Source organism: Ruegeria denitrificans, assembly GCF_001458295.1.
Lineage (GTDB): Bacteria > Pseudomonadota > Alphaproteobacteria > Rhodobacterales > Rhodobacteraceae > Ruegeria > Ruegeria denitrificans.
In genome coordinates this window covers 96,984-120,305 of the sequence record NZ_CYUD01000011.1, presented here as the reverse complement: position 1 = coordinate 120,305, position 23,322 = coordinate 96,984, and the positions used below count along the sequence as shown (strand labels likewise).

The 23,322-nt window shown below is 58.4% G+C and carries 22 protein-coding genes; 13 read left to right on the top strand and 9 right to left on the bottom strand.

Annotated elements, in window-relative coordinates; all coding sequences use genetic code 11:
* Nucleotides 1–28: 28 nt before the first annotated feature.
* Complete coding sequence (locus tag RUE5091_RS16915) at nucleotides 29–1,210, top strand: TIGR03862 family flavoprotein (RefSeq protein WP_058283116.1); 1,182 nt, start codon at nucleotides 29–31, stop codon at nucleotides 1,208–1,210.
* On the opposite strand, the gene holA is transcribed toward RUE5091_RS16915, so the two are convergent.
* From holA to RUE5091_RS16895, 4 genes are all read right to left on the bottom strand, one after another.
* The gene (gene holA / locus RUE5091_RS16910; RefSeq protein WP_058283115.1) at nucleotides 1,207–2,235 is read right to left on the bottom strand and encodes a DNA polymerase III subunit delta; all 1,029 of its coding nucleotides are present in this window, start codon (nucleotides 2,233–2,235) and stop codon (nucleotides 1,207–1,209) included. The genes RUE5091_RS16915 and holA overlap by 4 nt on opposite strands.
* Nucleotides 2,232–2,723: an LPS assembly lipoprotein LptE gene (gene lptE / locus RUE5091_RS16905; RefSeq protein ID WP_058283114.1), complete on the bottom strand. Its 492-nt coding sequence runs from the start codon at nucleotides 2,721–2,723 to the stop codon at nucleotides 2,232–2,234. Before lptE ends, holA begins: the two co-directional genes overlap by 4 nt.
* Nucleotides 2,710–5,244: a leucine--tRNA ligase gene (gene leuS / locus RUE5091_RS16900; RefSeq protein WP_058283113.1), complete on the bottom strand. Its 2,535-nt coding sequence runs from the start codon at nucleotides 5,242–5,244 to the stop codon at nucleotides 2,710–2,712. The genes lptE and leuS overlap by 14 nt, the downstream gene beginning before the upstream one ends.
* Nucleotides 5,245–5,316: 72 nt before the next feature.
* A complete protein-coding gene (locus tag RUE5091_RS16895) occupies nucleotides 5,317–5,802 on the bottom strand; it encodes a DUF3576 domain-containing protein (protein ID WP_058283112.1) in 486 nt (161 codons plus the stop codon).
* 283 nt (nucleotides 5,803–6,085) lie between these two features.
* On the opposite strand from RUE5091_RS16895, the gene RUE5091_RS16890 reads away from it, so the two are divergent.
* Nucleotides 6,086–7,111 carry a porin gene (locus RUE5091_RS16890; RefSeq protein ID WP_058283111.1) on the top strand — a complete coding sequence of 342 codons (1,026 nt, stop codon included), beginning with the start codon at nucleotides 6,086–6,088 and terminating at the stop codon, nucleotides 7,109–7,111.
* Nucleotides 7,112–7,214: 103 nt separating this feature from the next.
* Nucleotides 7,215–7,874 (top strand): YggS family pyridoxal phosphate-dependent enzyme, encoded by a 660-nt coding sequence (locus RUE5091_RS16885; RefSeq protein WP_058283110.1) that lies wholly within the window; start codon nucleotides 7,215–7,217, stop codon nucleotides 7,872–7,874.
* Here the strand turns inward: RUE5091_RS16885 and RUE5091_RS16880 are convergent.
* Together RUE5091_RS16880 and ribA are read right to left on the bottom strand one after the other, a co-directional pair.
* Entirely contained in the window at nucleotides 7,858–8,358 is a 501-nt protein-coding gene (locus RUE5091_RS16880; RefSeq protein ID WP_058283109.1) for a L,D-transpeptidase family protein, read from the bottom strand. The genes RUE5091_RS16885 and RUE5091_RS16880 overlap by 17 nt on opposite strands.
* A complete protein-coding gene (gene ribA / locus RUE5091_RS16875; protein ID WP_058283108.1) occupies nucleotides 8,355–9,449 on the bottom strand; it encodes a GTP cyclohydrolase II in 1,095 nt (364 codons plus the stop codon). Before ribA ends, RUE5091_RS16880 begins: the two co-directional genes overlap by 4 nt.
* 161 nt (nucleotides 9,450–9,610) lie before the next feature.
* Between ribA and RUE5091_RS16870 the strand changes: the two genes are divergently transcribed.
* The 5 genes from RUE5091_RS16870 to RUE5091_RS16845 all read left to right on the top strand — a co-directional run bounded on the left by RUE5091_RS16870 (nucleotide 9,611) and on the right by RUE5091_RS16845 (nucleotide 13,879).
* Entirely contained in the window at nucleotides 9,611–10,297 is a 687-nt protein-coding gene (locus RUE5091_RS16870) for a response regulator transcription factor (RefSeq protein ID WP_058283107.1), read from the top strand.
* Nucleotides 10,298–11,245: 948 nt separating this feature from the next.
* A complete protein-coding gene (locus tag RUE5091_RS16860; protein WP_058283105.1) occupies nucleotides 11,246–12,034 on the top strand; it encodes an exodeoxyribonuclease III in 789 nt (262 codons plus the stop codon).
* Nucleotides 12,035–12,110: 76 nt separating this feature from the next.
* On the top strand, nucleotides 12,111–13,028 hold the full coding sequence (locus RUE5091_RS16855) for a thioredoxin family protein (protein WP_058283158.1): 918 nt from the start codon (nucleotides 12,111–12,113) through the stop codon (nucleotides 13,026–13,028).
* Nucleotides 13,029–13,055: 27 nt separating this feature from the next.
* Nucleotides 13,056–13,697, top strand: a complete 642-nt coding sequence (locus RUE5091_RS16850; RefSeq protein WP_058283104.1) for an LON peptidase substrate-binding domain-containing protein — start codon at nucleotides 13,056–13,058, stop codon at nucleotides 13,695–13,697.
* Complete coding sequence (locus RUE5091_RS16845) at nucleotides 13,694–13,879, top strand: Trm112 family protein (protein WP_058283103.1); 186 nt, start codon at nucleotides 13,694–13,696, stop codon at nucleotides 13,877–13,879. The genes RUE5091_RS16850 and RUE5091_RS16845 overlap by 4 nt, the downstream gene beginning before the upstream one ends.
* Here RUE5091_RS16845 and RUE5091_RS16840 read toward each other — a convergent pair.
* The gene (locus tag RUE5091_RS16840; protein WP_243470809.1) at nucleotides 13,876–15,138 is read right to left on the bottom strand and encodes an FAD-dependent monooxygenase; all 1,263 of its coding nucleotides are present in this window, start codon (nucleotides 15,136–15,138) and stop codon (nucleotides 13,876–13,878) included. The two genes, RUE5091_RS16845 and RUE5091_RS16840, sit on opposite strands and share 4 nt — an antisense overlap.
* A gap of 54 nt (nucleotides 15,139–15,192) precedes the next feature.
* On the opposite strand from RUE5091_RS16840, the gene RUE5091_RS16835 reads away from it, so the two are divergent.
* The 4 genes from RUE5091_RS16835 (at nucleotide 15,193) to RUE5091_RS16820 (ending at nucleotide 21,366) form a co-directional block, all read left to right on the top strand.
* Entirely contained in the window at nucleotides 15,193–16,521 is a 1,329-nt protein-coding gene (locus RUE5091_RS16835) for an amidase (protein ID WP_058283102.1), read from the top strand.
* 109 nt (nucleotides 16,522–16,630) lie between these two features.
* Complete coding sequence (locus tag RUE5091_RS16830) at nucleotides 16,631–17,812, top strand: aminotransferase class I/II-fold pyridoxal phosphate-dependent enzyme (protein WP_058283156.1); 1,182 nt, start codon at nucleotides 16,631–16,633, stop codon at nucleotides 17,810–17,812.
* A gap of 14 nt (nucleotides 17,813–17,826) precedes the next feature.
* Complete coding sequence (locus RUE5091_RS16825) at nucleotides 17,827–20,730, top strand: DNA translocase FtsK (protein WP_058283101.1); 2,904 nt, start codon at nucleotides 17,827–17,829, stop codon at nucleotides 20,728–20,730.
* Between the two features lie 39 nt (nucleotides 20,731–20,769).
* Entirely contained in the window at nucleotides 20,770–21,366 is a 597-nt protein-coding gene (locus RUE5091_RS16820) for a LolA family protein (protein WP_058283100.1), read from the top strand.
* 12 nt (nucleotides 21,367–21,378) lie between these two features.
* On the opposite strand, the gene RUE5091_RS16815 is transcribed toward RUE5091_RS16820, so the two are convergent.
* Together RUE5091_RS16815 and RUE5091_RS16810 are read right to left on the bottom strand one after the other, a co-directional pair.
* A complete protein-coding gene (locus RUE5091_RS16815; RefSeq protein ID WP_058283099.1) occupies nucleotides 21,379–21,960 on the bottom strand; it encodes a transglycosylase SLT domain-containing protein in 582 nt (193 codons plus the stop codon).
* Nucleotides 21,961–22,020: 60 nt separating this feature from the next.
* A complete protein-coding gene (locus RUE5091_RS16810) occupies nucleotides 22,021–22,902 on the bottom strand; it encodes an AEC family transporter (protein ID WP_058283098.1) in 882 nt (293 codons plus the stop codon).
* 80 nt (nucleotides 22,903–22,982) lie between these two features.
* Here RUE5091_RS16810 and hspQ point away from each other — a divergent pair, with 80 nt between their 5' ends.
* On the top strand, nucleotides 22,983–23,309 hold the full coding sequence (hspQ, locus tag RUE5091_RS16805; RefSeq protein WP_058283097.1) for a heat shock protein HspQ: 327 nt from the start codon (nucleotides 22,983–22,985) through the stop codon (nucleotides 23,307–23,309).
* Nucleotides 23,310–23,322 lie beyond the last annotated feature (13 nt).

Sequence of the window (23,322 nt, the reverse complement as noted above, 5' to 3'; positions counted from 1 at the left end):
GGATGGCGTGAAAGGCAAGGGGACGTAAATGGCGCAGGCAGTTGTGATCGGGGCCGGACCAGCAGGCCTGATGGCGGCTGGGGAACTCGCCGCAGCTGGCCATGATGTGCTGATGGCAGAGGCCAAGCCCTCGATCGCGCGCAAATTTCTAATGGCGGGCAAATCGGGTCTGAACCTGACCAAGGATGAGCCGCTTGAAACCTTGCTGCAATCTTACGGAGAGGCGGCGGACTGGCTGCGCCCGATGATTTCTGATTTCCACGCTGCCGGGGTGCAGGACTGGGCGCGGGACTTGGGGCAGGAGCTGTTTACCGGGTCGACCGGGCGGGTGTTTCCGACCGTGATGAAAGCCTCGCCTCTTTTACGCGCCTGGCTGAGGCGGCTTGAGGGCGCGGGCGTTCAAATCAGAACCCGTTGGCGTTGGTTAGGGTGGGATAACGACGCACTGGTTTTCGAGACGGTCGATGGGATGCAGAGCTTGACGTCGGATGTGACCGTTCTGGCGCTGGGCGGGGCCAGTTGGGCGCGGCTCGGGTCAGATGGTCAATGGGCAGAAACTCTGCAGCAAAAAGGCGTCGCGCTTGCGCCCTTTGCGCCGGCGAATTCCGCCTTGTCCGTAGACTGGAGCACCCACATGACCCCGCATTTTGGCGCGGCACTGAAATCGGTACGCTGGATGGCCGGAGAACTGGACAGCCGCGGAGAAGCCACGATATCGGCAACGGGGCTTGAGGGCGGCGGGTTGTATTCTTTGACCCCGGCTTTGCGCGCCGGTGCGGACCTGTTCGTCGATCTTGTGCCCGATCTGGACCATGTGACGCTGCACTCCCGGTTGGCTGCGAAGAAATCCAAAGCCACACTGTCGCAATGGCTGAAAAAGTCCCTTCGCCTGCCTCCGCAGAAAGTCGCGCTGTTTCATGAGATGGTTAAGGGCAATGCGATGCCACAGGCGCAGTGGTCCGGCGTGCTTAAGCGTCTGCCGATCCGCCATGCTGGCCTGCGCCCCATGGATGAAGCAATCTCAACGGCCGGAGGCGTCAGGCGCGCCGCGTTGGATGACGGACTGATGCTGACCGCAATGCCCGGCGTGTTCTGCGCTGGAGAGATGTTGGATTGGGAAGCCCCGACCGGGGGGTATTTGCTGACCGCGTGCCTGGCTACAGGGAAATGGGCGGGGCGCGGAGCTGTGGATTGGTTGCGGGCTGGTTAGCGGGACCGGGCCAACATCGCCAGCCGGATCATTGCTCGTTCGACCAGTGCCATGGCGGGCGCGGTCTGTCCTGCCGAGCGCAGTGACAGGTCGGTGTCCGTCAGCACCGTTAACGCTGTCTGCAATTTGGGTGCCCCCCAGCCTTGGGCCTGTCGCAAAATCCTGTCGCGGCGCTTGCCATAGACCGGTGGCCGCAGCTTGCCGATCCCCTGCGCGGCCCCGCCGGGGTGCGAGGCGCAGGCATACAGAGTACGAAAATGTCGGGTCGCGCCGATGCACAGGCTGACCGCATTGGTGCCTTGCGATTGCAACCGCCGGATCAGCGGACCGATCTCTCCGGCGCGGCCCTCGGCGACGACGTTCAGAACATCGTCCAGTGCGGCCTCGGTCGAGCGGGGCGCGCAGGCTTCGATATCTTCGATGGTCAGTTCAGAGCTGTCGCCGCGCTTATAGAGCGACAGCTTATCAATAGTTTGCGTGAAATCACCGGGGCTGATCCCAGTGGCCAGTTCGGCAAGGGCGGACATCGAATCGCGGGGGATGTTCCGCAGCTCAGCCTGGGCCAGAATCCGTTCGACCTCGGCCCGTGAGGGCGGATCGTCATAGATGCCGACCGCATAGACAGAGGGGTGCGCCTCGAATGCTTTGCGGATTTTCGAGCTGGGTTTGAGTTGACCGGCTGTGACGATAATCTGGGCATCGCCAGGGGCCCAGTCTTCGAATGCAGCGATGATCGCGGGAGCGGAGGCGTCAGTGGTGTCTTCGACAAAAACAGCACGAGGTCCGGGGAAGAAGCCCACGGCCTTGACCGCGTCCAGCAACAGGGCGGGTTCGCCGCGCAAATCCGCGCCCGGAATTCGGGTCAGGCGCATTTCTTCTTCGGCATTGGGGCCCAGCAACGCCTTCAGAACCTGCTGGCGTTTCAGCGCCACACGCATCGCATCCGCGCCGTAGATCAAAAGCCCGGCCTTGTTGGCGTCAGGTCGGGTGAAATACCCTTCAGCCTCGCGCGGGCTGAGCTTCATGAACCAAGGCCCGGCGCGGCGTAGAGCTCGTTTACGATTTGATCTGACAAAATCACCATCAGCCGTTCGCGGGCGTCGCGTTCGTCCGCCAATGTTGAAACCGTCGATCCTGCAGCTGAATAACTGACAAAATTCTCGACCCTGCCGGACGCAATGATCTGGCCGGTTTCATTCGATCTGAGCGTGTAGTTCGACCTGCCATCGATAGTATAGCGATTGGTTTCGTTTGTTGAGGTGATCGCCGACCTCCGGAAAGTCGTCGAGACGTTTACATTCAGATCGTATTTGTTGCCCGAAGTGGCGCTGCGCCCAAGGCGCTGTTCCAGATTCTGGACCAGTAAATAGCTGTCGACCGAATTCGGGGCCGACACAGCGACCCTGCCGTTCAGGGCAGCGCCCGAACCGCCGGGTGCGTAAACCGGTTCAAAGCCGCAGGCGGCCAGCGCCAGCGGCATCAGCAACAGAGTTCTGCGATTAAACAACGACATTCACGATCCGGCCCGGGACAACAATAACCTTCTTCGGCGCATTGCCATCCAGCGCCTTTTGCACAGCTTCGGTGCTGAGCGCGATTTTTTCAACCTCGTCTTTGGCCATATCCTTGGCCACGCTGATTTCCGCGCGGCGCTTGCCGTTGATCTGGATCGGCAGGGTGACTGTGTCGTCGACCAGCATCGCCTGATCCGCGACGGGCCAGACTGCGGTGGCAACCAGCCCTTCGCCGCCCAACAGCTGCCACAGCTCCTCGGACAGGTGCGGGGTCATGGGCGACATCAACTGCGCCAGCGTTTTGGCGGCTTCGCGTTTCGCGACCGTGCCCGCCTTGGACTTGGCCAGCGTGTTGGTGAAAGCATAAAGCTTGGCGATCGAGGCGTTAAAGCCAAAGGATTCGACACCGCCGGTCACATCATGGATAGCTTTGTGCATCTCACGCAGGAGGGTTTCGTCTTCGCTGTTGGCCGGGGTGTCGGACCCCGCGATGTCCGAGGCGATACGATGCACTCGGCTGAGGTGCTTATACGCCGCCTCGGCCCCCGAAGCGGTCCATTCCACGTCCCGCTCGGGGGGCGAATCGGACAGCACAAACCAGCGCGCCGTATCCGCGCCAAAGGCCGAGATGATGCTGACCGGGTCGACTACGTTTTTCTTGGACTTCGACATCTTGGCCGAGGGGATGATCTCGACCTCAGTGCCATCAGCCAGTTTGCCGTCGGTCACATCCTCGGGCAGGTGATAAACTGGGCGGTCGTTTGCGTCGCGGGTCTGATAGATTTCATGCGTGACCATGCCTTGGGTGAACAGCGCATCGAAGGGCTCGATGGCTTTCTTCGGCAAGTGGCCGGTGATGTTCATCGCCCTGGCGAAGAAACGCGAATAGAGCAGGTGCAGAATCGCATGCTCGATACCACCGATGTACTGGTCGACATTCATCCAGTATTCGGCCTCGGCCAGATCGGTCGGTGTTTCCGCGCGCGGTGCGGTGAAACGGGCGAAATACCATGACGAATCGACAAACGTGTCCATCGTGTCGGTCTCGCGCCGGGCGGGGGCGCCGCAGGCGGGGCAAGCACAATCGCGCCAGGTCGGGTGGCGATCCAGCGGGTTGCCGGGTTTGTCGAAGGTGACATCGTCGGGTAGGCGGACGGGCAGGTTTTCTTTTTTCTCGGGCACCACGCCGCAGGATTCGCAATGCACGACAGGAATCGGGCAACCCCAGTAGCGTTGGCGTGACAGGCCCCAGTCGCGCAGGCGGTATTTGGTGACGCCCTCGCCCCAACCGGCATTTTCAGCGAAATCGACGGTGGTGTTGATCGCCTCATCACCCGTGGCTTCGGTCAGGCCCGCAAAATGATTCACCCAGCGGACTTTTTCGGTCTTCAGTGGCACAAACGCGATCTTGTCGACCGGTGTATCATTCTCCAGCCCAAAGAACGTGTCGACCACTGGCAGACCGTATTTGCGGCAGAAATCCAAGTCGCGCTGGTCATGCGCCGGGCAGGCAAAGATCGCGCCGGTGCCATAGTCCATCAGGATGAAGTTCGCGATCCAGACTGGCAGTTCCCAATTCGGGTCCAGCGGGTGTTTAACCCGGATACCAGTGTCATAACCCAACTTTTCGGCTGTCTCGATGGCTTCTTCGGTGGTGCCGCCTTTGCGGCATTCAGCGACGAAATCAGCAACTTCTGGGTTTTCAGCTTCTAACTGTTTGGCAATCGGATGATCAGGTGAGATACCGACAAAAGACGCGCCCATCAGAGTATCGGGCCGAGTCGTGTATACCGTGATCGGCTCACCGCCATCGGTGCGTTCGAACCCGAACTGCAGTCCGCGTGACTTGCCGATCCAGTTTTCCTGCATCAGACGTACCTTGGCGGGCCAGTTCTCCAGCGTATCCAGCGCGTCCAGCAATTCCTCGGAATAATCCGAGATTTTGAAGAACCACTGCGTCAGTTCGCGGCGCTCCACCAGCGCGCCAGAGCGCCAGCCGCGGCCGTTTTCCACTTGTTCGTTTGCCAGAACGGTCATGTCGACCGGGTCCCAGTTCACAACGGCGTTCTTGCGATAGACCAGCCCGGCCTCGAGCATATCGAGGAACAACGCCTGCTGCTGGCCATAATATTCAGGGTCACAAGTGGCAAACTCACGCGACCAGTCGATCGACAGGCCCAATGGTTTCATCTGCCCACGCATGTCGGCGATATTGCCATAGGTCCAGTCTTTGGGGTGGCCGCCAATGGCCATCGCCGCGTTTTCCGCTGGCATCCCGAATGCATCCCAACCCATCGGGTGCAATACATTGTGCCCCGTCGCCAGTTTGTGCCGCGCGATCACGTCACCCATCGTATAGTTGCGCACATGCCCCATATGGATTCGACCAGACGGGTAGGGGAACATCTCAAGCACATAGTATTTCGGCTTGTCCGCCTTGTGGTCGGCGGTGAAGATTCCGGCCTTGTCCCAGGCCTCTTGCCATTTTGCTTCGATTTCGTTGGCCGAGTAGCGCGACATCGTGCGGTCCTTCGTGAATGAAAACGCCGGGTAGGAGCCCGGCGTGGTATTAGTGCGATTTTCGACGAGTTGCTAGAACTTGTTGTCCGCAATGCGCAACTGACGGGCGCGGGACAGGATCGCATCCTCGACCGCGCGGGCCGTTGCCGCGCTTACCGGGGCGCCGCCGCTGGTCTGCAGCGAGACTGACAGAGAACGCGCTGCCAGGGCCGGGTCGCTGATATGAACCGTTGCGCGATATTGCCGGCCCCCGCCAGGAGGCGTGCCATACCCGGTTACGATTACCCCGGTAAAGGGATCAACTTCCTGAATGGGCAGGAAATTCAAAACATCCAGCGACGCCGTCCAAAGATAGCGATTAACATTTGTGACTTGTTCTGCATTAGCGGTGTCGAACACATCCCAGATGGTCGAACGATTCGGATCGTTGAGTTCTTGTTCTTCAGAATTGCCGCCGGTAGCCAATGAATTCGGATTTGGCGCGGCACCCCGATTCTGACCACAAGCCGACACGGCAGCAGTCACTATGATCAAACCGAAAATCGTCTGCAGGCGCATTGTCGACTGGTCCTGTTCACTTTGGTCTACGTTGTCAATTGTTACTCCTAGACAAGGACCCGTTCAGCAACAACCCTATTATTGTCACATATCGGTGGACGTCGGGCTGGTTGGAGCCCGAAAATGGACTGTGGCATCCTTGCACCAATTTCTGCCCAATGCACCCGAGTCATTTATGCCAAGCTTGCGTGATGGGGGCAAAAAGAGCGAAACGGTTCCCGTGCTGAGACATGTGCTTAGGCATGTGTCGAGTAGAAAAACTTTTGAAACCGAGGGAAACAAGATGAAAAAAGTTCTCTTCGCATCGACAGCTCTGATTGCGACCGCAGGCGTCGCAGCGGCTGATTCCGGTGTAAACTTCAGCGGTTACGGCCGTTTTGGTATTGGCTACCAAGAAGACCGTGTAGGTGCCGTTACCAATATCGTAACACCAAGCAACACAGCTACGTCCGCTACGTCGGTTGTTGTCGACACCGACGACGCGATCCTGGTATCGCGCTTCCGTCTGAACATCGACGGCTTCACTGAAACCGACGGCGGCGTTCGCTTTGAGGGTCGTGTTCGTTTGCAAGCTGACGAAGACTCGTCGACTGGCGAAGCCAACAGCGCAGGCCTGAACGGCGCGCGCTTCTCGGTCATCTACGGTGGTCTGCGTGTTGACGCTGGTAACGTTGCCGGTTCGTTCGACAACCTGGCAAACTACTACGGTAACGAAGTTGGTCTGGAACTGTTTGCAGGTCAGTATTCGGGCGTTAACTACAACTTCCTGGCGTACTCCTCGACCGGTTCGGGCGCGAACGCTGTGTTCTTCCAGTACGCAGTTGGCGACTTTGCCTTTGGCGCGTCGTATGACACACGCACCTTTGCTGTGAACGGTTCGGAAGTCTCCGGTGACCGTTGGGACGTCAGCGCAACCTACACCTTCAACAACATCACCGCTGCAGTAGCTTACGGTCAAACCGACTCCGGCGTTTCCGGTGTCAGTGACCCGAGCCTGACCGTTCTGACCCTGGGTGGTGAATGGGGTGACTTCGGCGGTACGCTGTTTGTTGCAGACGACGCCACTGAAGTTACTGCAACTGACGGTACCGCATGGGGTCTGTCGGCTTCCTACAACTTGGGCGCTGCAACCACCCTGCTGTTCACCTACGGTGACGGTAACGCAGATGCTGACCTGCAGCAGGTTGCCATCGGTGCCATCTACGACCTGGGCGGCGGTGCATCGCTGCGCGGTGGTATCGGTGTCAACGACTGTGACATCTGCGACTCGCAGACCGTTGCTGACTTCGGTGCGCAGTTCAACTTCTAAGTTGATCTGAAACCGCAAGGTTTAAGGGCAGGTCTTTGGACCTGCCCTTTTCTTTTTTGCCGACATGGTGTTTTCCTGCGCTGAAAACAGATTGAGGAACCTTATGTCGCTGCAAGATATCACCGCCCGCATCACCAAAGCCGAAACCGCCGCCGGACGGCTCACCGGGTCTGTCAAATTGATCGCGGTGTCAAAAGTGCAGCCGGATGAACGCGTGCAGGCGGTGTTGGAACAGGGTCATCGCTGTTTTGGTGAAAACCGGGTTCAAGAGGCCGCTGGTAAATGGCCAGGCTTCATGGAACAGTTCGCAGACATTGATCTGCACCTGATCGGCCCGCTGCAAACCAACAAGGCCCGTCAGGCGATGGAACTGGTCAGTTCCATCCACTCGGTCGACCGGCCCAAACTGGCCAAAACGCTGGCAAGGCTGGCGCAAGAGATCGGAACGTGCCCGGACCTGTTCATTCAGGTCAACACCGGGGAAGAGGATCAAAAGGCTGGTATCCTGCCCGCCGATGCCGATGTTTTCATTGCAGAGTGCCGTGGGCTGGAACTGCCGGTTCAGGGTCTGATGTGTATCCCGCCGGTCGATGAAGAACCTGCGCTGCATTTCGCATTGCTGGCCAAAATTGCGGAACGCAACGGCTTGCAGGGGCTGTCGATGGGCATGAGTGGCGATTTCGAACAAGCCATCGCTTTGGGGGCAACCCATGTGCGCGTGGGTTCAGCCATCTTTGGCGAACGGGTCAGGCCGCAGGAATAATCAACCGCGTATCCGGCGAAATCCGGCGTGCGATCCAATGCAGGTGGTCGCGGCGGAAGGCAACGCAGCCCTCGGTCGGGTATCCGGGGCGGCGCCATTGGTGAATGAAGATCGCCGATCCGCGACCCGGAACCGCATTGGGCCAGTTCCAATCGGTAATCAAAACCAGATCATACAGCGGATCAGCGCGGCGCAGCTTTTCATGGCTAAAGGCATAGGGCGCGCTGACCAGGTTATTGTACTGGTCGTCCCGCCCATCATCTGACCACAAGTCGTGCGGACCGATGGGAATCGCCCATGAAGCCGGTTTAGCAATGCGATCCGGTCGGTACAGCATCCCGACGATATGATGCACGCCAGTGGGCGTGGCACCATCCCCCTCGCGTTTTGCGTGGCTCAATCCGCCTTTGCCGATAGAGCAGGGAATGACGTGCCCGGCAAACCGCACTCCGCGTGGGGTCAGAACCAGATCATGCGGCGTCACAGCAGATGCCCGGATTTGGCCGCCTTGGTCGCAAGATACCCGCGATTATGGGCGGTTTCGCCAACTTTCAGCGGCACACGCTCGGTCACGGCTATCCCGGTTTTCTCCATCATCGCGATCTTCGCCGGGTTGTTGGTTAACAACCGGACCGAGTTGAACCCCAGAGACTTAAGAATGTCCGAACCCAGTCTGAAATCCCGCTCATCATCCTCGAATCCCAGTCTGTGATTGGCTTCGACCGTGTCGAACCCCTGATCTTGCAGGAAATAGGCGCGCATCTTGTTGGCTAGGCCAATGCCGCGGCCTTCCTGATTGAGATACAGAAGCACCCCGGCCCCTTCCGAGCCCATCTGTGCCAGCGCGCCCCGCAATTGTGGGCCGCAATCGCATTTCAGACTGCCCATCAGGTCGCCGGTGAAACAGGCCGAATGCAACCGGGCCAAAACCGGTTTGTCCCGATCCGGGCGGCCGATCTCGACAGCATAATGTTCCTCGCCACCGTCTTCGGGGCGGAATACGTGCAACCGGCCGGCCTCGGACACTTCCATCGGCAGGCGGGCGGCAACCACCGCATGCAATTCGCTGCGATCGGCCAGATGTGGCGCAGCGCGGGTGTGGTCAATGCATGTCAGGCCATGTGCCGCAGCAAAACCACGCCCATCCTCAATGGGCATGACAACAGCTGCAGGCAGCAACCGCGCCGATTTGATCAGCGTGACGGCGATGCGGTGCAAATTGGCGTTGCCCTGACGTTCGGTCATCAGGGGGCCCTTCATCGGCGCGTTCAGGTCATCTGACGGATCGGCCACCGCCTGAACCCAGGTAATACCCGCATCGGCAGGGATGATCACACGCGCCAGATCGCCATCATATGACCGGGCCTTCAGCGTTTCGGCACGTCGTACGGTGACGGCAACCACCGGCTCGCCCCCAAGGCCACGCAAGTCCGCAAGCCGCTGCGCACTCAAAGTCTCGGCCGCAATGGCCAGCACGCTGAATCCGCTGTCGTCAGTCAGCGCAACAGGAACCCCCATGCGCAGATCGGCGCGGGCCCGCGCCAGCAATTCTGAGATATCCGGGATCAGACTCATCTATGTTACCCTGTAACGTTCTAGTTTTCCTGTAGCCTGATAAGACGGAAATGTGAAACATTTCCTCTGCTTCGGACACGAGGGCGTGAGACGATTGCAGCAAACCTTGTTGATTGCATCTTGCGCACGCAAGTGGTGGAAAAGGCTTAGGAGGACCGGACATGGCTCAGCTCAAGAAAATCCTGCTGGTGGATGACGATGAAGACCTACGCGAGGCGCTTAGCGAGCAACTCGTGATGACCGAGGATTTCGATGTGTTCGAAGCCCATGACGGTCAGTCCGCGATGGAGCGGGCGCGTGAAGCGATTTACGATCTGGTCATTCTGGACGTCGGCCTGCCGGATACTGACGGACGCGAGTTGTGCCGCCTGATGCGCAAGCAAGGCGTCAAAAGCCCGATTCTGATGCTGACCGGCCATGACAGCGACGCAGATACCATTCTGGGCCTGGACGCCGGTGCGAACGATTATGTCTCGAAACCGTTCAAATTTCCGGTTCTGCTGGCCCGTATCCGTGCTCAGCTGCGCCAGCATGAACAATCCGAGGATGCGGTGTTTGTTCTGGGGCCGTATACGTTCAAGCCTGCGATGAAGATGCTGATCACCGAAGAGGATCGCAAAATCCGGCTGACCGAGAAAGAAACCAACATTCTCAAGTTCCTGTACCGTTCAACTGATGGAGTGGTTGCCCGCGATGTGCTGCTGCACGAGGTCTGGGGCTATAACGCCGGTGTCACCACCCATACGCTGGAAACCCACATCTATCGTTTGCGTCAGAAGATTGAGCCCGATCCGTCAAATGCGCGCCTTTTGGTCACAGAATCGGGTGGATATCGTTTGGTCTCTTAACTCGTTGTGGATTGATGTGGATCAAAGTGATACTCTGGATGTGCAATTAAGTTAATTGCAACCCGTGCATGTCCGGGTTCTGACATGCACCTCCCTGTTGGACTGCCGGGCCTGATGGCCCGGCCTTTTTTTGTGTGGGCAGTGCGCGAACAAACTACGTTCCATGTCTTTCACATCAAGATCGACACGTATCTTTCGACAGAAGCTTCCAGAAGGCAAAAGGCCAACAGAAGAAAGTACACGGCAACTGGAATCGCGTATCTAATGGTTTCCGGTAAAGGTATTAGGGAGCCGTCCTTGTTTGAAACCTGCGTGCAGGGCTCAAAAGAGTGTAATGGTGGGAACAGCTCCCTTTTGCTTTGTTTACCCATGTTCAACTCGTAAAAAAACTACATGGATTTTTTTAATATTTCACACATTAACCTGATGTTAACGGAGGGAAATTCACAGTATTTTCAAATCTATTATGTCATTTGCGGGGACAGTGAATCGGCAAGCTTTGAACTGTCAACATTTTCTAGACGATGTAGAAAGGTCCGTCAGCTATTGGATCGTTCGCAAACGACAAAGCTATGCGTCCTGAAGAAATTTTGTTCTCTTAACATGTTGTAAGAAAGTAATTAGGTATGGGCCGCGCGCAAATTTTAACATTTACGCGCGGAAAAATATTGATTTGATTCCTTTTAGATACAAATATTCGAATGCGATTCCGCTTTGAATTACCTCGGCCGGTTTCGCTGCCGACACATTTGTCGGTGCGGCCTCTGGTGTATCGAAGTGAGTGGAATGCTCTGGAGGCCGCAATTGCTCCTATATTTAGTGGTTTGAACCAACGGAAATCGTATCAACGCTGCAATCACTTTTAATCCCACGTTCTGGCCCCTTTTGTCATGGCGCCTAATTCCACGCCACGCTAACCTCCGCCCAATCGCGACAGAGGAATCCTCCATGACCTTTACCCTTGCCACCTGGAACATCAACTCGGTCCGCCTGCGCGAACCCATCGTGCTGAAATTGCTGCAGGAAGAAGCGCCGGATGTTCTATGCCTGCAGGAATGCAAGTCGCCGGTCGAAAAGATCCCTACCGAAGGGTTTGCAGAACTGGGCTATACGCACATGGTAGCGCGGGGGCAAAAAGGATATAACGGCGTCGCCATCCTGTCTCGCCTGCCAATGGAAGAGGTCGGCGACAAGGATTTCGCGGGCCTCGGCCACGCCCGCCACATTGCCGGGCGGTTGGAAAATGGCGTGACGATCCACAATTTCTATGTCCCTGCGGGTGGCGACATTCCGGATCGCGAAAAGAATGAGAAGTTCGGGCAAAAGCTCGACTACCTCTCGGATATGCGCGACTGGTTCCATTCGGAAAAGCCGGAAAAATCTATCCTGGTCGGCGATCTGAACATCGCCCCACGTGAGGATGACGTGTGGTCGCACAAGCAACTGCTCAAGGTTGTCTCGCACACCCCGATCGAGGTTGAGGCGCTAGCAGAAACCCAGGATGCGGGCGGTTGGATCGATATCACCCGTCAGGATATTCCTGAGGGGCAGTTGTACAGCTGGTGGTCTTATCGTGCGCGCGATTGGGACGCGGCTGACAAAGGGCGGCGGCTCGATCACGTCTGGGCGACCCCCGATATCTCGAATGCGGGCCATTCCAGCCGCGTCCTGCGCGATGCGCGCGGGTGGGAGAAACCCAGCGACCACGCGCCGGTTTTTGCGACTTTCGACCTGTAATTGCATAACTCGGCTCTTGGTTTCCGCTGCCAGCGGTTGCATATAGGGCGCAAGTTCGAACCGGAGAGTGAAAACCATGGACCTTCTGAACGCCGCAGCCAGCCCCGAGGCCACCGATCTGATCAAGGACGGGTCCGAGGCAACCTTTATGGCCGATGTGGTCGAGGCCTCTCAGGAAACGCCCATTATCGTGGATTTCTGGGCACCCTGGTGTGGGCCGTGCAAAACCCTCATACCCCTGTTGGAAGAAGCCGTAATCGCCGCCAAAGGTGCGGTGAAGATGGTCAAGATCAACGTGGATGAGGCGCAAATGATCGCCTCGCAAATGCGCGTTCAGTCGGTTCCGACCGTTTATGCTTTTTTCAAAGGCCAGCCCGTGGACGGGTTTCAGGGGGCGCAACCGGGGTCTGAAATCAAGGCCTTTGTCGACCGTGTGATCGAAGCTGCGGGCGGCGAAAGCCCCGGTGGTCAGCTAGACGACGCGGTTGAAGCCGCCGAAGAGATGCTGGCCGAAGGCGCGGCCGTCGACGCGGCCCAGACCTTTGCTGCGATTCTGGGCGAAGACCCGAACCATGCCGCGGCTTATGGCGGGCTGGTTCGCGCGCATATCGCGTCAGGCGATCTGGAACAGGCCGAAGCCATCCTGAACGGCGCGCCTGCCGAAATTTCCAACTCGGCCGAATTGGAAGCCGCGCATGCACAGTTGGAACTGGCCAAGCAGGCTGCTGATGCCGGCCCCGTGGCCGAGCTGACCGCAGCGGTCGAGGCTGAGCCCGATAACCATCAGGCGCGCTTCGATCTGGCGCAGGCGCTGCACGCCACTGGTGATGTGGAAGAGGCCGTGGCGCAATTGCTGGACCTATTCCGTCGCGACCGTGAATGGAATGACGGCGCCGCCAAAGCTCAGCTGTTCACCATCTTCGACGCGCTAAAGCCCAATGATCCGATTGTTCTGAACGGGCGGCGCAAGCTCAGCTCGATGATATTTGCCTAAATCGCGATCAGAGCTACACTCGGGTACATGATGCATCCCGCTGACCTACCGGAAACGGTATCCGTTTTTCCATTGCCGGGGGCGCTGTTGTTGCCCCGCTCGCGCCTGCCGCTGCATATCTTCGAGCCGCGCTATCTGCAGATGCTGGACGACGCCCTGAAAACGCAGGAGCGTCTGATTGGCATGGTGCAACCGAACCCGTGTCAGAGCAAAGAAGACAAGCTTCACCAGATCGGCTGCGCGGGGCGCGTGACGCAGTTTTCGGAAACCGAGGATGGCCGTTATCTGATCACTCTGACCGGAATTTCCCGATTTCGCGTCCAGTCCGAGCTGGACGCCTTTACCCCATACCGGCGCTGCACCGTATCGTGGGGTGGGTTTGATCGTGATTTGGGCAAGGCCGAGATGGATGGTGGATTTGATCGTGCCTCATTCATGGGACTGCTGGAACGGTTTTTCACCTCGCGCCAGTTGTCGACGGATTGGGAAACGTTGAAAGACGCCGATGATGAGCTTCTGGTGAATTCGCTTTCGATGCTGCTGGACTTCGATCCCGAGGAAAAGCAAGCGCTGCTTGAAGCCCCCTGTCTGCGCACCCGGCGTGAGACGCTAGTGACATTGATAGAATTCGCCATGCGCGGCGGAACGAATGAGGAAAAGCTGCAATGACCGAAACTGAACACCCTTTTGATCGGCATATGCTTGAGGCGTTGATCTGCCCGCAAACGCATACAACCTTGCACTATGATGCCGACAAGCAAGAGCTGGTGTCCAAGGCGGCCAATCTTGCCTTTCCAATCCGCAATGGGATTCCGGTAATGCTGGTCGATGAGGCGCGCGAACTGGATTAGATTGGGCGGCCTTGTAGCAGTTTTGGCAGGTCACCGGTCAGTCCGGCGGCCTCGCGCACGAATCCCCGACGCAGACCGGGCAGAGAGCCCACGATTCCCATCCCGATGTCGCGCCCAATCCGCAGCAGCGGATTGTCGTTGGAAAACAGCTTGTTGAACACATCCGTCGCCATGGCCAGCGCTGCCGTGTCGAACCGCCGCCATTCCTGATAGCGTTCCAGCACCAGAACGGATCCGACATCCTCGCCGCGCCGTCCGGCCAGCGTCACTACCTCGGCCAGCGCTCCGACATCGCGTAGACCCGCGTTCAGACCTTGCCCTGCGATGGGGTGCATACCGTGGGCGGCGTCTCCGACCAGCGCCATGCGCTCGCCAATGAAGGAATTGGCGATGGTCAGGTTCAGCGGATAGGTGAACCGGTCGCCTTGCAGGCGGATGTCACCCAGAAAATCGCCGAACCGGGGGCGCAGAACCTGCAAGTACTCGTCCTCGGGCAGGGCGTTGATGTGCTGCGCCGTCTCGGTCCGTTCGCTCCAGACAATCGAGCTGCGATTGCCGGTCAGGGGCAGAATGGCCAGCGGCCCGGGTGGCATGAAGAACTGATGGGCCACGCCATGATGGGGCAGGTCATGTTCGATGGCGCAAACCAGCGCAGTCTGGCCGTAGTCCCAGCCGGAACGCTTAGTGCCCGCACGCGTGGCGGTGCCGCTGCGGCGACCGTCACAGCCGACCAGCATTTGGCCGGTCAGGGTTCTGCCATTATCCAGGGTCAGCGTTACACCCGTTGCGCTGCAATCCTGTGCGACAACGGTTCTGCCGCTGACTTCGGTGATGCCTGTTGCCTCGGCCATGGCATCCAGAAAGGCGCGGCGCAAGTGGCGGTCTTCGACCATATAGCCCATCGGGCCTTCTTCGATCTCGGCATGGTCGAAATGCATGAAGAAGGGGGAAGGTCCAGAACCCGCATGCCCATCGGTGACCTTGATTTCCAGCATGGGCTGGGCGTGTTCGGCTACACGATCCCATACTCCGATCGCATCCAGCAAACGCTGCGAGGCCAGCGCAAGCGCATAGGCACGACCGTCAAAGGCGGCGTTTTTGCGCACCTTCTCGGCCAACGCGTCAATAACGGTGACCGAATGGCCTGTCTGCGCCAGTGCCAAAGCCAAAGCCGGGCCATTCAGGCCGCCGCCCACGATCAGGATATCCGAGGTTTGTTCCATGCCCCGCAATATGCGCGCCCATTCGGGATTGTCCATGTGCGGTCCTGTCGCTACCGTCCGTCAAAGCGTAATTTTTTCAAGGGGGCAGGGATGCAGGATTGGCTGACCATGACGGCGTGTGATCTGGGTCGGGGCATCGGTATGGGGCGGATTGACCCGGTGGAATTGACCGAAACCTACCTGTCGGCCATCGACGAACATCCCCACAGCGACCGAATCTATGCCCGTGTCACCCATGACCGCGCCCGGTCTGAGGCCGCAGCGGCGCAAACCCGCGCCAAGCTCGGGCAGCGCCTGTCGTTGTTAGACGGGGTTCCGATTAGCTGGAAAGACCTGTTCGATACCGCCGGTATTGGAACCGAGGCCGGGTCTGCCCTACTGAAAGGCCGGGTGCCCGAAAGTGACGCGGTTGTGGTGCGCAACGCCACCGCATTGGGATCAGTCTGTCTGGGCAAAACCCATATGAGCGAGTTGGCCTTTTCCGGCCTTGGTCTGAATCCGATCACCGGCACACCACCCTGCGTCGACGATGAAGATGCTGTGCCGGGCGGGTCTTCGTCGGGCGCCGGGGCGTCAGTGGCCTGGGGATTGGCTGCTGGCGGGATGGGTTCGGATACGGGCGGATCGGTGCGTATCCCTGCGGCCTGGAACAATCTGGTCGGGCTGAAAACCACTTCCGGGCGGATCAGTCTCGAAGGGGTCGTGCCATTATGTCTGCGATTCGATACCGCCGGTCCGTTGACTCGATCCGTTGAGGATGCTGCGCATATGCTGGCCCTGTTGGAAGGCGGCACCCCGGCAGACCTGCGAGGGGCCAGCCTGAAAGGCCGTCGCTTTGCCGATCTGCAAAATGTGGCCAAGGATGACTTGCGGGATGCGCCGCGCCAAGCTTTTGAAGACGCTGTCGACCGGTTGCGCGATGCGGGTGCGGAAATCGTTCCCCTTGAAGTGTCCGAACTGAACGAGGCGATGGGTCTGTCGGGCCTTCTCTATACCACCGAAGCCTACGGCTTGTGGCGTGACGTGATCGAGGCCAACCCCGACGCCATGTATCCCGAGATTCTGGAACGGTTCCGCTCGGGCAAGAATAACTCGGGTCCCGATTACATCGCCGCGTGGTCCAAACTGAAAGCCTGCCGTGCCGCCTGGGATGCGGCGACGTCCGGTTTTGATGCTGTTCTGGCCCCGACAGCCCCCATTCTGCCGCCGAATCTGGATCGATTGATGAACGATCACGAGTATTATGTCACCGAAAACCTGCTGGCGCTGCGCAATACACGGATTGGCAACCTCATGGGGTTGGCGGCCCTGACCCTGCCCACCGGCACGCCGGGATGTGGTTTGATGATGATGGGTTACCCGGGCTCGGAAGAGGCACTTTTGCGGCTTGGATCGGCAGCCGAGGCTGCGTTGGCCTGAATGCCACAATCCCCTGATTCGGCACCTCTTTGTCTGGACGAAGCTGGGTGCGGTCTGTAATCTGCCAAAAAAGCGGGGCGAAAATGATCCCGATATTGAGGCAGCAGTTATGAATTTCCCCGAGCGGTTTTCGAACCTACCGGAATACGCATTTCCGCGTTTGCGCACCCTGTTGGATCACCATCAGCCGGGTGGAGACGTGATTCACATGACCATCGGCGCGCCGATGCATGACTTCCCGGCCTGGGTGACAGATGTGATCATGGAAAATGCAGCGGGGTTTCAGGGGTACCCGCCGAATGAAGGCTCGCCAGAGTTGCGCGGCGCGATCACCGATTGGATCAAGCGCCGCTATGGCGTGGTGATGGACCCCGAAACCAACGTGATGGCCCTGAACGGCACGCGTGAGGGGTTGTATAACGCTGCCATGGCGCTGTGCCCGGAACAGAAGAACGGCCAAAGACCGGTCGTCCTGTGCCCGAACCCGTTTTATCAGGTCTATATGGTTGCCTCGATTTCTGTTGGGGCCGAGCCAGTTTTTGTGCCTGCAACTGCCGCAACGGGTCATCTGCCCGATTACGCCGGGTTGCCCGAGGACGTGTTGAATCGCACCGCCGTGGCCTATATTTGCTCGCCCGCCAATCCGCAGGGGGCCGTTGCCTCGCGCGATTACTGGGCCGAGCTGATCCAACTGGCCGAGAAATACGATTTCCGCATCTTCGCGGATGAGTGCTATTCTGAGATTTACCGCAATGATGCCCCTGCCGGGGCCTTGACCGTAGCGCAGGAGCTTGGGGTCGATCCTGAACGGGTCACGCTGTTCAACTCGCTGTCGAAACGGTCGAATCTGGCTGGGCTGCGGTCCGGCCTGATTGCGGGCGGGCCCGAGACGATCAAGCGGGTCAAGCAGTTGCGCAGCTATGCGGGCGCGCCTTTGCCCGCCCCGCTGCAGGCCGCCGCCGCACGGGTTTGGGCGGATGAGGCGCATGTCGCCGAGAATCGCGCGCTGTATCAGGAAAAATACGCCATTGCCGATGAGGTATTCGCCAATGTTCAGGGCTATATGCCGCCTGAGGCCGGGTTTTTCCTGTGGCTACCGGTCGAAAACGGCGAAGAAACCGCATTAAAGCTATGGCAGCAGACCGGGGTACGGGTGCTGCCGGGCGCATATCTTTCTCAAGGTGATCCGGGGCAAAACCCGGGCGAGCAATTTATCCGGGTCGCTATGGTGGCCCCAAAAACAGAGTTGCGGCAGGGGCTGATCACGCTCCGCGACTGCATCTATTCGTGAGGTACGAGGGCAAAATGGCATCATATAACGCGCGCAACCGCGATCCATTGCTGGATAGCAGGACTCAGGCCGCGATTGAGCGGCGCAGCAAAGAGCTGATCGGGATCGCCTTGATCCTGCTGGGACTGGCCGCCGCTGCGATGATCTGGTCCTACACGCCGGATGATCCGAACTGGATGGTGTCCACCGACGCCCCGGTACAGAACTGGATGGGGCGGATCGGGGCCTCGATCGCCGCACCGTTGTTCATGATCGTAGGCTGGGGCAGTTGGAGCATCGCGCTGGTGTTGATCGGCTGGGGTGTCCGCTTTGCCGGGCATTTCGGCGAGGAACGCGCCATTGGCCGCCTGATCTTTGCGCCGATCTGGATTGCCATTGTCTCGGTTTACGCGGCGACGCTGGTGCCGGGGGAAGCCTGGCGCGCAACCCACAGCTTTGGTCTGGGTGGCCTGTTTGGCGATACTGTGATGGGTGCGCTTTTGACGCTGCTGCCGATTTCCTCGCATTTCATGGTCAAGCTGATGTCACTGGCCATGGCTGCAGGGATGCTGGCGCTGGGTGTCTTTGTGCTGGGCTTAACCAAGGCGGATGTACGCAAAGGCTTCCGTGCCTTCTTGCTGGGTTTGGTGATGGCGTACGACATGCTGATGAACATGCTGGGCCGCGGCGCCACCGCTACTGCGCAGGCCGCTCGCGACCGCCGCGCGCAATGGGAGGACCGCAAGGCCGCTCGTGCTGAGGCTGCCGAAGCCGTGTTTGACGATGATCTGGCCTATGCCGATCCGGTGTTCGAAGAGCCTGAATACAATGAACCTGAGCCCGCCAAGCCGGGGCTGCTGGCGCGGATGCCAAGCCTGATCCGCCGTCCCGAACCGATGCTTGAACCCGAGCTGGTCGAACCCGAACCCGTTGCAGGGTTTGATGAAATGCCGGGAGAGGATCGCATCCGGTCCAAAATCTCTGCTGCCGTGCGCAATCGCAAGGTCGCCGCCGGAGAGATGACGCCCGAGCCCGATCCAAACCTGCCGCTGACCAAAGGACGTGGCCGGGGGCCGGATCCGCTGATCCTGACTTCCGGAGGTTCTGAGGAACTGCCGCCCGAGCCGCCAATGACCTCGGCCGGTCTGCCGCCGGAACCGATGCTGACGGCGGAACCTGCGTCGGAATGGCAGCAAGAACCGTTGCATCAGGATTTTGCACCTGAGGCGGATTTTGAAGACGAAGCCGTGTTCGAGGATGCGCCCCAGCCTGAACCCGTGCCGCAGCAACGCCCCGCGATGAAAATCCCGGTGGCCGAGCCGCGCAAACCGGTGGTGGCACAGCCCGTGCGCCGCACCCCGCCGCCTTCGCGCCGGGCGCAGGCCGAGGCGCAGCCGACCCTGTCCTTCGAGGAACGCCACTCTGATTTCGAATTGCCGCCGTTGAATCTGCTGTCCAACCCGGCCAGCATTCAGCGCCATCACCTCAGCGATGAGGCGTTGGAGGAAAACGCGCGGATGCTGGAAAACGTGCTGGATGATTATGGCGTCAAAGGTGAGATCACCAGTGTCCGCCCTGGCCCCGTTGTCACCATGTACGAACTGGAACCTGCTCCGGGCCTGAAAGCCAGCCGTGTGATCGGTCTGGCCGATGACATCGCACGCTCGATGTCGGCCCTGTCGGCGCGGGTTTCGACCTTGCCGGGGCGTTCGGTGATCGGGATCGAATTGCCGAATGAAAACCGCGAGATGGTAGTGCTGCGTGAAATCCTCGCCAGCCGCGATTTCGGCGATGGCAATCATGCGCTGCCTCTGGCGTTGGGTAAGGATATCGGCGGTGAGTCCGTTGTGGCGAACCTGGCCAAGATGCCCCACCTGCTGATCGCGGGGACCACGGGTTCCGGTAAATCGGTGGCGATCAACACGATGATCCTGTCATTGCTGTACAAGCTGACGCCAGACGAATGCCGCTTGATCATGATCGACCCCAAGATGCTGGAACTGTCAGTCTATGACGGCATTCCCCATCTGCTGTCACCTGTTGTGACCGACCCGAAAAAGGCGGTTGTTGCCTTGAAATGGGTCGTGGGCGAGATGGAGGATCGCTATCGCAAGATGTCCAAGATGGGCGTTCGGAACATCGCCGGCTACAACGGACGTGTGAAGGACGCGTTGGCCAAGGGTGAGCTGTTCAGCCGCACAGTCCAGACTGGATTCGATGAAGAAACCGGCGAACCGATGTTCGAGACCGAGGAATTCGCGCCCGAGGCGATGCCCTATATCGTCGTCATCGTCGATGAGATGGCCGACCTGATGATGGTCGCGGGCAAAGAGATCGAAGCCTGCATCCAGCGTCTAGCGCAGATGGCGCGGGCCTCGGGTATTCACCTGATCATGGCCACGCAGCGCCCGTCGGTTGATGTGATCACCGGCACGATCAAGGCGAACTTCCCGACCCGGATTTCGTTCCAGGTGACATCGAAAGTCGACAGTCGCACCATTCTGGGTGAAATGGGTGCTGAGCAACTTCTGGGGCAGGGCGATATGCTTTATATGGCTGGTGGCGCCAAGATCACCCGTTGCCACGGGCCGTTTGTCTCGGACGAAGAGGTTGAGGAAATCGTCAACCACCTGAAACAGTTCGGTCCGCCGGATTACGTGAGCACCGTGCTGGACGGCCCGTCCGAAGACAAGGCCGACAACATCGACGCGGTTCTGGGCCTGAACACCGGTGGCAACACCAACGGCGAAGATGCATTGTATGATCAGGCCGTGGCGATTGTGATCAAGGATCGCAAATGTTCGACCTCTTACATCCAGCGGAAACTTGCCATTGGCTATAACAAGGCTGCGCGACTTGTTGAGCAAATGGAAGACGAAGGCGTTGTTTCTTCGGCAAATCACGTCGGTAAGCGGGAAATCCTCGTCCCCGAGCAATAGGATATTTAATAACAAGGGCAGAAAGCTTATCTGGGTCTTATGAAACAGATTGCTTTTGCCCTTGCTTTGACTCTGGCCGCACCTGCTGCCTGGGCCGCCGACAAACTGCCATTGTCGCAGATATCCAATTACCTCAACGGTCTGAAAACTGTTGAAACGACCTTCACTCAGGTCAATGACGATGGCTCGTTAAGCACCGGCAAGTTATGGATGCAGCGACCGGGTAAGATGCGGTTTGAATATGACCCGCCAAACAGCGCTGTTGTTCTGGCCAATACGGGCACGGTGCAAATCTTTGACCCGAAGTCGAACCAGCCACCCGAGCAATACCCGCTGAAGCGAACGCCGCTGTCACTGGTGTTGGCGCGCAACGTGAATCTGGGGCAGGCGAATATGGTTGTGGCCCATGACTTCGACGGTACGGCCACCGTTGTCACCGCTCAGGATCCGAAAAACCCCGAGTCCGGTCGGATTGAGTTGATGTTTACTGACAACCCGGTCGAGCTGCGCAAATGGGTGATCCATGACAATGCGGGCAGTCAGACAACCGTTCTGCTGGGTCAGCTGGACATAGATAGCAATCTGAGCCGAGACCTGTTTACCAAGGCGAAAAGAAGCGGGTCAGGCAATCGCTGACCCGCGTTCAGATCAGAAGCGGCACCCTGACAGCTGCGCCTGATATAGTTTGGCGCGCGCGTCCACGTCATTGGCGACATTCAGCAACCAGGTTTTGCTATAATGGCTGCCCCGGGCGTAACCGGTGTGGCCCTCGTGATAAGCTAAGTACTGGTTGCGGGTGTCGGAGGGGTGAATACCGTTCCGCTGGTAGCTTTTGTTCATATACCAGCCGATGAAATCCGACGCATCACGGATACGATCCCGCTTGGCTCGCCGCTTGCCGGTTTCTTTCTGATATTCATCCCAAGTACCATCCAGCGCCTGGCTGAATCCATAGGCGCTGCTTTGGCGGCCCATCGGGATTACACCCAGAACGTAATTATGCGGTGTGCGCGCGTCGTGTTTATAGCGGCTTTCCTGATAGATCGTCGCCATTTGAACGTGAACTGGGACGCCCCATTTCCGCTCAGTGCTTTTGAAGGCCTTCATATAGTCAGGCCGTTCGCGCGCAATGCTGCACGCGTCATTCAGTTTGCTGGGGGGCTGTTTGGAGCCACCCCCGCAGGATGCCAGAAGCAGCACCCCGAAGAGTACGATAAGAATTCTGCTCATGTGCCTCGTGCCTTTTTTCTTTATTCTAGCGCAGATTGAGCGTTTAGGAAATCACAATCGCTACAGAACAATAGCTAGAATTAATGGTAACGCGCCCACTGACAGGGCCGTTGAGACCATGACCATCCCAGCAACCGCGTCCGCATCGGCCTTGAACCGCTCGGCCAGCAGGTACGAGGTCACCGCCACCGGGGTGCACATCTGAAGGACCAAAACGCCAAAAGCCACGGATTCCAGTTTGAAAACAAGCGCTACAACCCAACCCAGTGCGAAACAGACACCTAGCTTCAGAAGCGACAACCAGACCGCCTGGCTTAGTCGATGCGTTGTCAGACGTGCCACTGCCACGCCCACGGTTATCAGCATCAAGGGTACGGCCATCTGTCCCAGCAATTCCAAAGTGTTGGTCAGAAACAGGGGCGTTTGCCACCCACGCCACAAAAACAATGCGCCCAGTAAGGTGGCCCAGACCATCGGCTCGCGCACGACTTTGCCGAAAGCACCTTTTCCCGCCACCAGGTAGATACCATAAGTGAACGAAAACAACGCCGTAACCGACAGGAAAATCACCGCATAGCCTAGCCCTGCTTGCCCAAAGGCGAAAATACATAAGGGCAGGCCCAGGTTGCCGGTATTTCCGAAAATCAGTGGCGAAAGATAGGTGCGCTGTTCAAGTTTCAGCCCACGCACGATCAGCCAGAACACAGCTGCAATTGCCAGATGGGCAAAAACCGATGCGACGGTGAAACGGGAAAGATCGCCGCCCGGAATGTCGGTTTGCATCAGAGCCACAAAGATCAGGCTGGGCACAGCAAGGGTCATGGCAAAGCGGGTGACGAACTGCAGTCGATACTCGAATCCAAGCTTGACCCAGGTGAAACCAATCCCTGCCAGAATAAAAACCGGCGCCACGATTTCGAACACTGTCAGCAAGAGGTTCACAGACTGTTTCCCTTATTTTTGGATCAATGATTGGCATTTTGGCCCGGAAAGAGGTAGTAAGTTCAATGGGGGCATAGACAATGCTTAAGACAAACGCCAAGTACGGCCTGGGACAAGTTGTCCGACATAAAAAACATCCCTTCCGAGGGGTGATTTTCGACGTGGACCCCGAGTTTTCGAACACAGAAGAATGGTATCAGGCCATTCCAGAGGACAGCCGCCCCATCAAGGATCAGCCGTTTTATCATCTGTTGGCAGAAAACGACCAATCCTTCTATGTTGCTTATGTTTCTGAACAAAACCTGATTGCTGACCAGTCGGGTGAACCGGTTGAACACCCCGACATCCCCGACATGTTCGGCCCGTTTGAAGACGGTGCTTATCCGCTTCACTTCCATCTGAACTAAGTTCCCTAGGGCA

What these genes read in the sequence shown, in the direction of transcription:
- RUE5091_RS16915 (WP_058283116.1), top strand. Translation starts at nt 29, where the DNA reads ATGGCGCAGGCAGTTGTGATCGGGGCCGGACCAGCAGGCCTGATGGCG.
- holA (WP_058283115.1), bottom strand. Translation starts at nt 2,235, where the DNA reads ATGAAGCTCAGCCCGCGCGAGGCTGAAGGGTATTTCACCCGACCTGAC.
- lptE (WP_058283114.1), bottom strand. Translation starts at nt 2,723, where the DNA reads ATGTCGTTGTTTAATCGCAGAACTCTGTTGCTGATGCCGCTGGCGCTG.
- leuS (WP_058283113.1), bottom strand. Translation starts at nt 5,244, where the DNA reads ATGTCGCGCTACTCGGCCAACGAAATCGAAGCAAAATGGCAAGAGGCC.
- RUE5091_RS16895 (WP_058283112.1), bottom strand. Translation starts at nt 5,802, where the DNA reads ATGCGCCTGCAGACGATTTTCGGTTTGATCATAGTGACTGCTGCCGTG.
- RUE5091_RS16890 (WP_058283111.1), top strand. Translation starts at nt 6,086, where the DNA reads ATGAAAAAAGTTCTCTTCGCATCGACAGCTCTGATTGCGACCGCAGGC.
- RUE5091_RS16885 (WP_058283110.1), top strand. Translation starts at nt 7,215, where the DNA reads ATGTCGCTGCAAGATATCACCGCCCGCATCACCAAAGCCGAAACCGCC.
- ribA (WP_058283108.1), bottom strand. Translation starts at nt 9,449, where the DNA reads ATGAGTCTGATCCCGGATATCTCAGAATTGCTGGCGCGGGCCCGCGCC.
- RUE5091_RS16870 (WP_058283107.1), top strand. Translation starts at nt 9,611, where the DNA reads ATGGCTCAGCTCAAGAAAATCCTGCTGGTGGATGACGATGAAGACCTA.
- RUE5091_RS16860 (WP_058283105.1), top strand. Translation starts at nt 11,246, where the DNA reads ATGACCTTTACCCTTGCCACCTGGAACATCAACTCGGTCCGCCTGCGC.
- RUE5091_RS16855 (WP_058283158.1), top strand. Translation starts at nt 12,111, where the DNA reads ATGGACCTTCTGAACGCCGCAGCCAGCCCCGAGGCCACCGATCTGATC.
- RUE5091_RS16850 (WP_058283104.1), top strand. Translation starts at nt 13,056, where the DNA reads ATGATGCATCCCGCTGACCTACCGGAAACGGTATCCGTTTTTCCATTG.
- RUE5091_RS16845 (WP_058283103.1), top strand. Translation starts at nt 13,694, where the DNA reads ATGACCGAAACTGAACACCCTTTTGATCGGCATATGCTTGAGGCGTTG.
- RUE5091_RS16840 (WP_243470809.1), bottom strand. Translation starts at nt 15,138, where the DNA reads ATGGACAATCCCGAATGGGCGCGCATATTGCGGGGCATGGAACAAACC.
- RUE5091_RS16835 (WP_058283102.1), top strand. Translation starts at nt 15,193, where the DNA reads ATGCAGGATTGGCTGACCATGACGGCGTGTGATCTGGGTCGGGGCATC.
- RUE5091_RS16830 (WP_058283156.1), top strand. Translation starts at nt 16,631, where the DNA reads ATGAATTTCCCCGAGCGGTTTTCGAACCTACCGGAATACGCATTTCCG.
- RUE5091_RS16825 (WP_058283101.1), top strand. Translation starts at nt 17,827, where the DNA reads ATGGCATCATATAACGCGCGCAACCGCGATCCATTGCTGGATAGCAGG.
- RUE5091_RS16820 (WP_058283100.1), top strand. Translation starts at nt 20,770, where the DNA reads ATGAAACAGATTGCTTTTGCCCTTGCTTTGACTCTGGCCGCACCTGCT.
- RUE5091_RS16815 (WP_058283099.1), bottom strand. Translation starts at nt 21,960, where the DNA reads ATGAGCAGAATTCTTATCGTACTCTTCGGGGTGCTGCTTCTGGCATCC.
- hspQ (WP_058283097.1), top strand. Translation starts at nt 22,983, where the DNA reads ATGCTTAAGACAAACGCCAAGTACGGCCTGGGACAAGTTGTCCGACAT.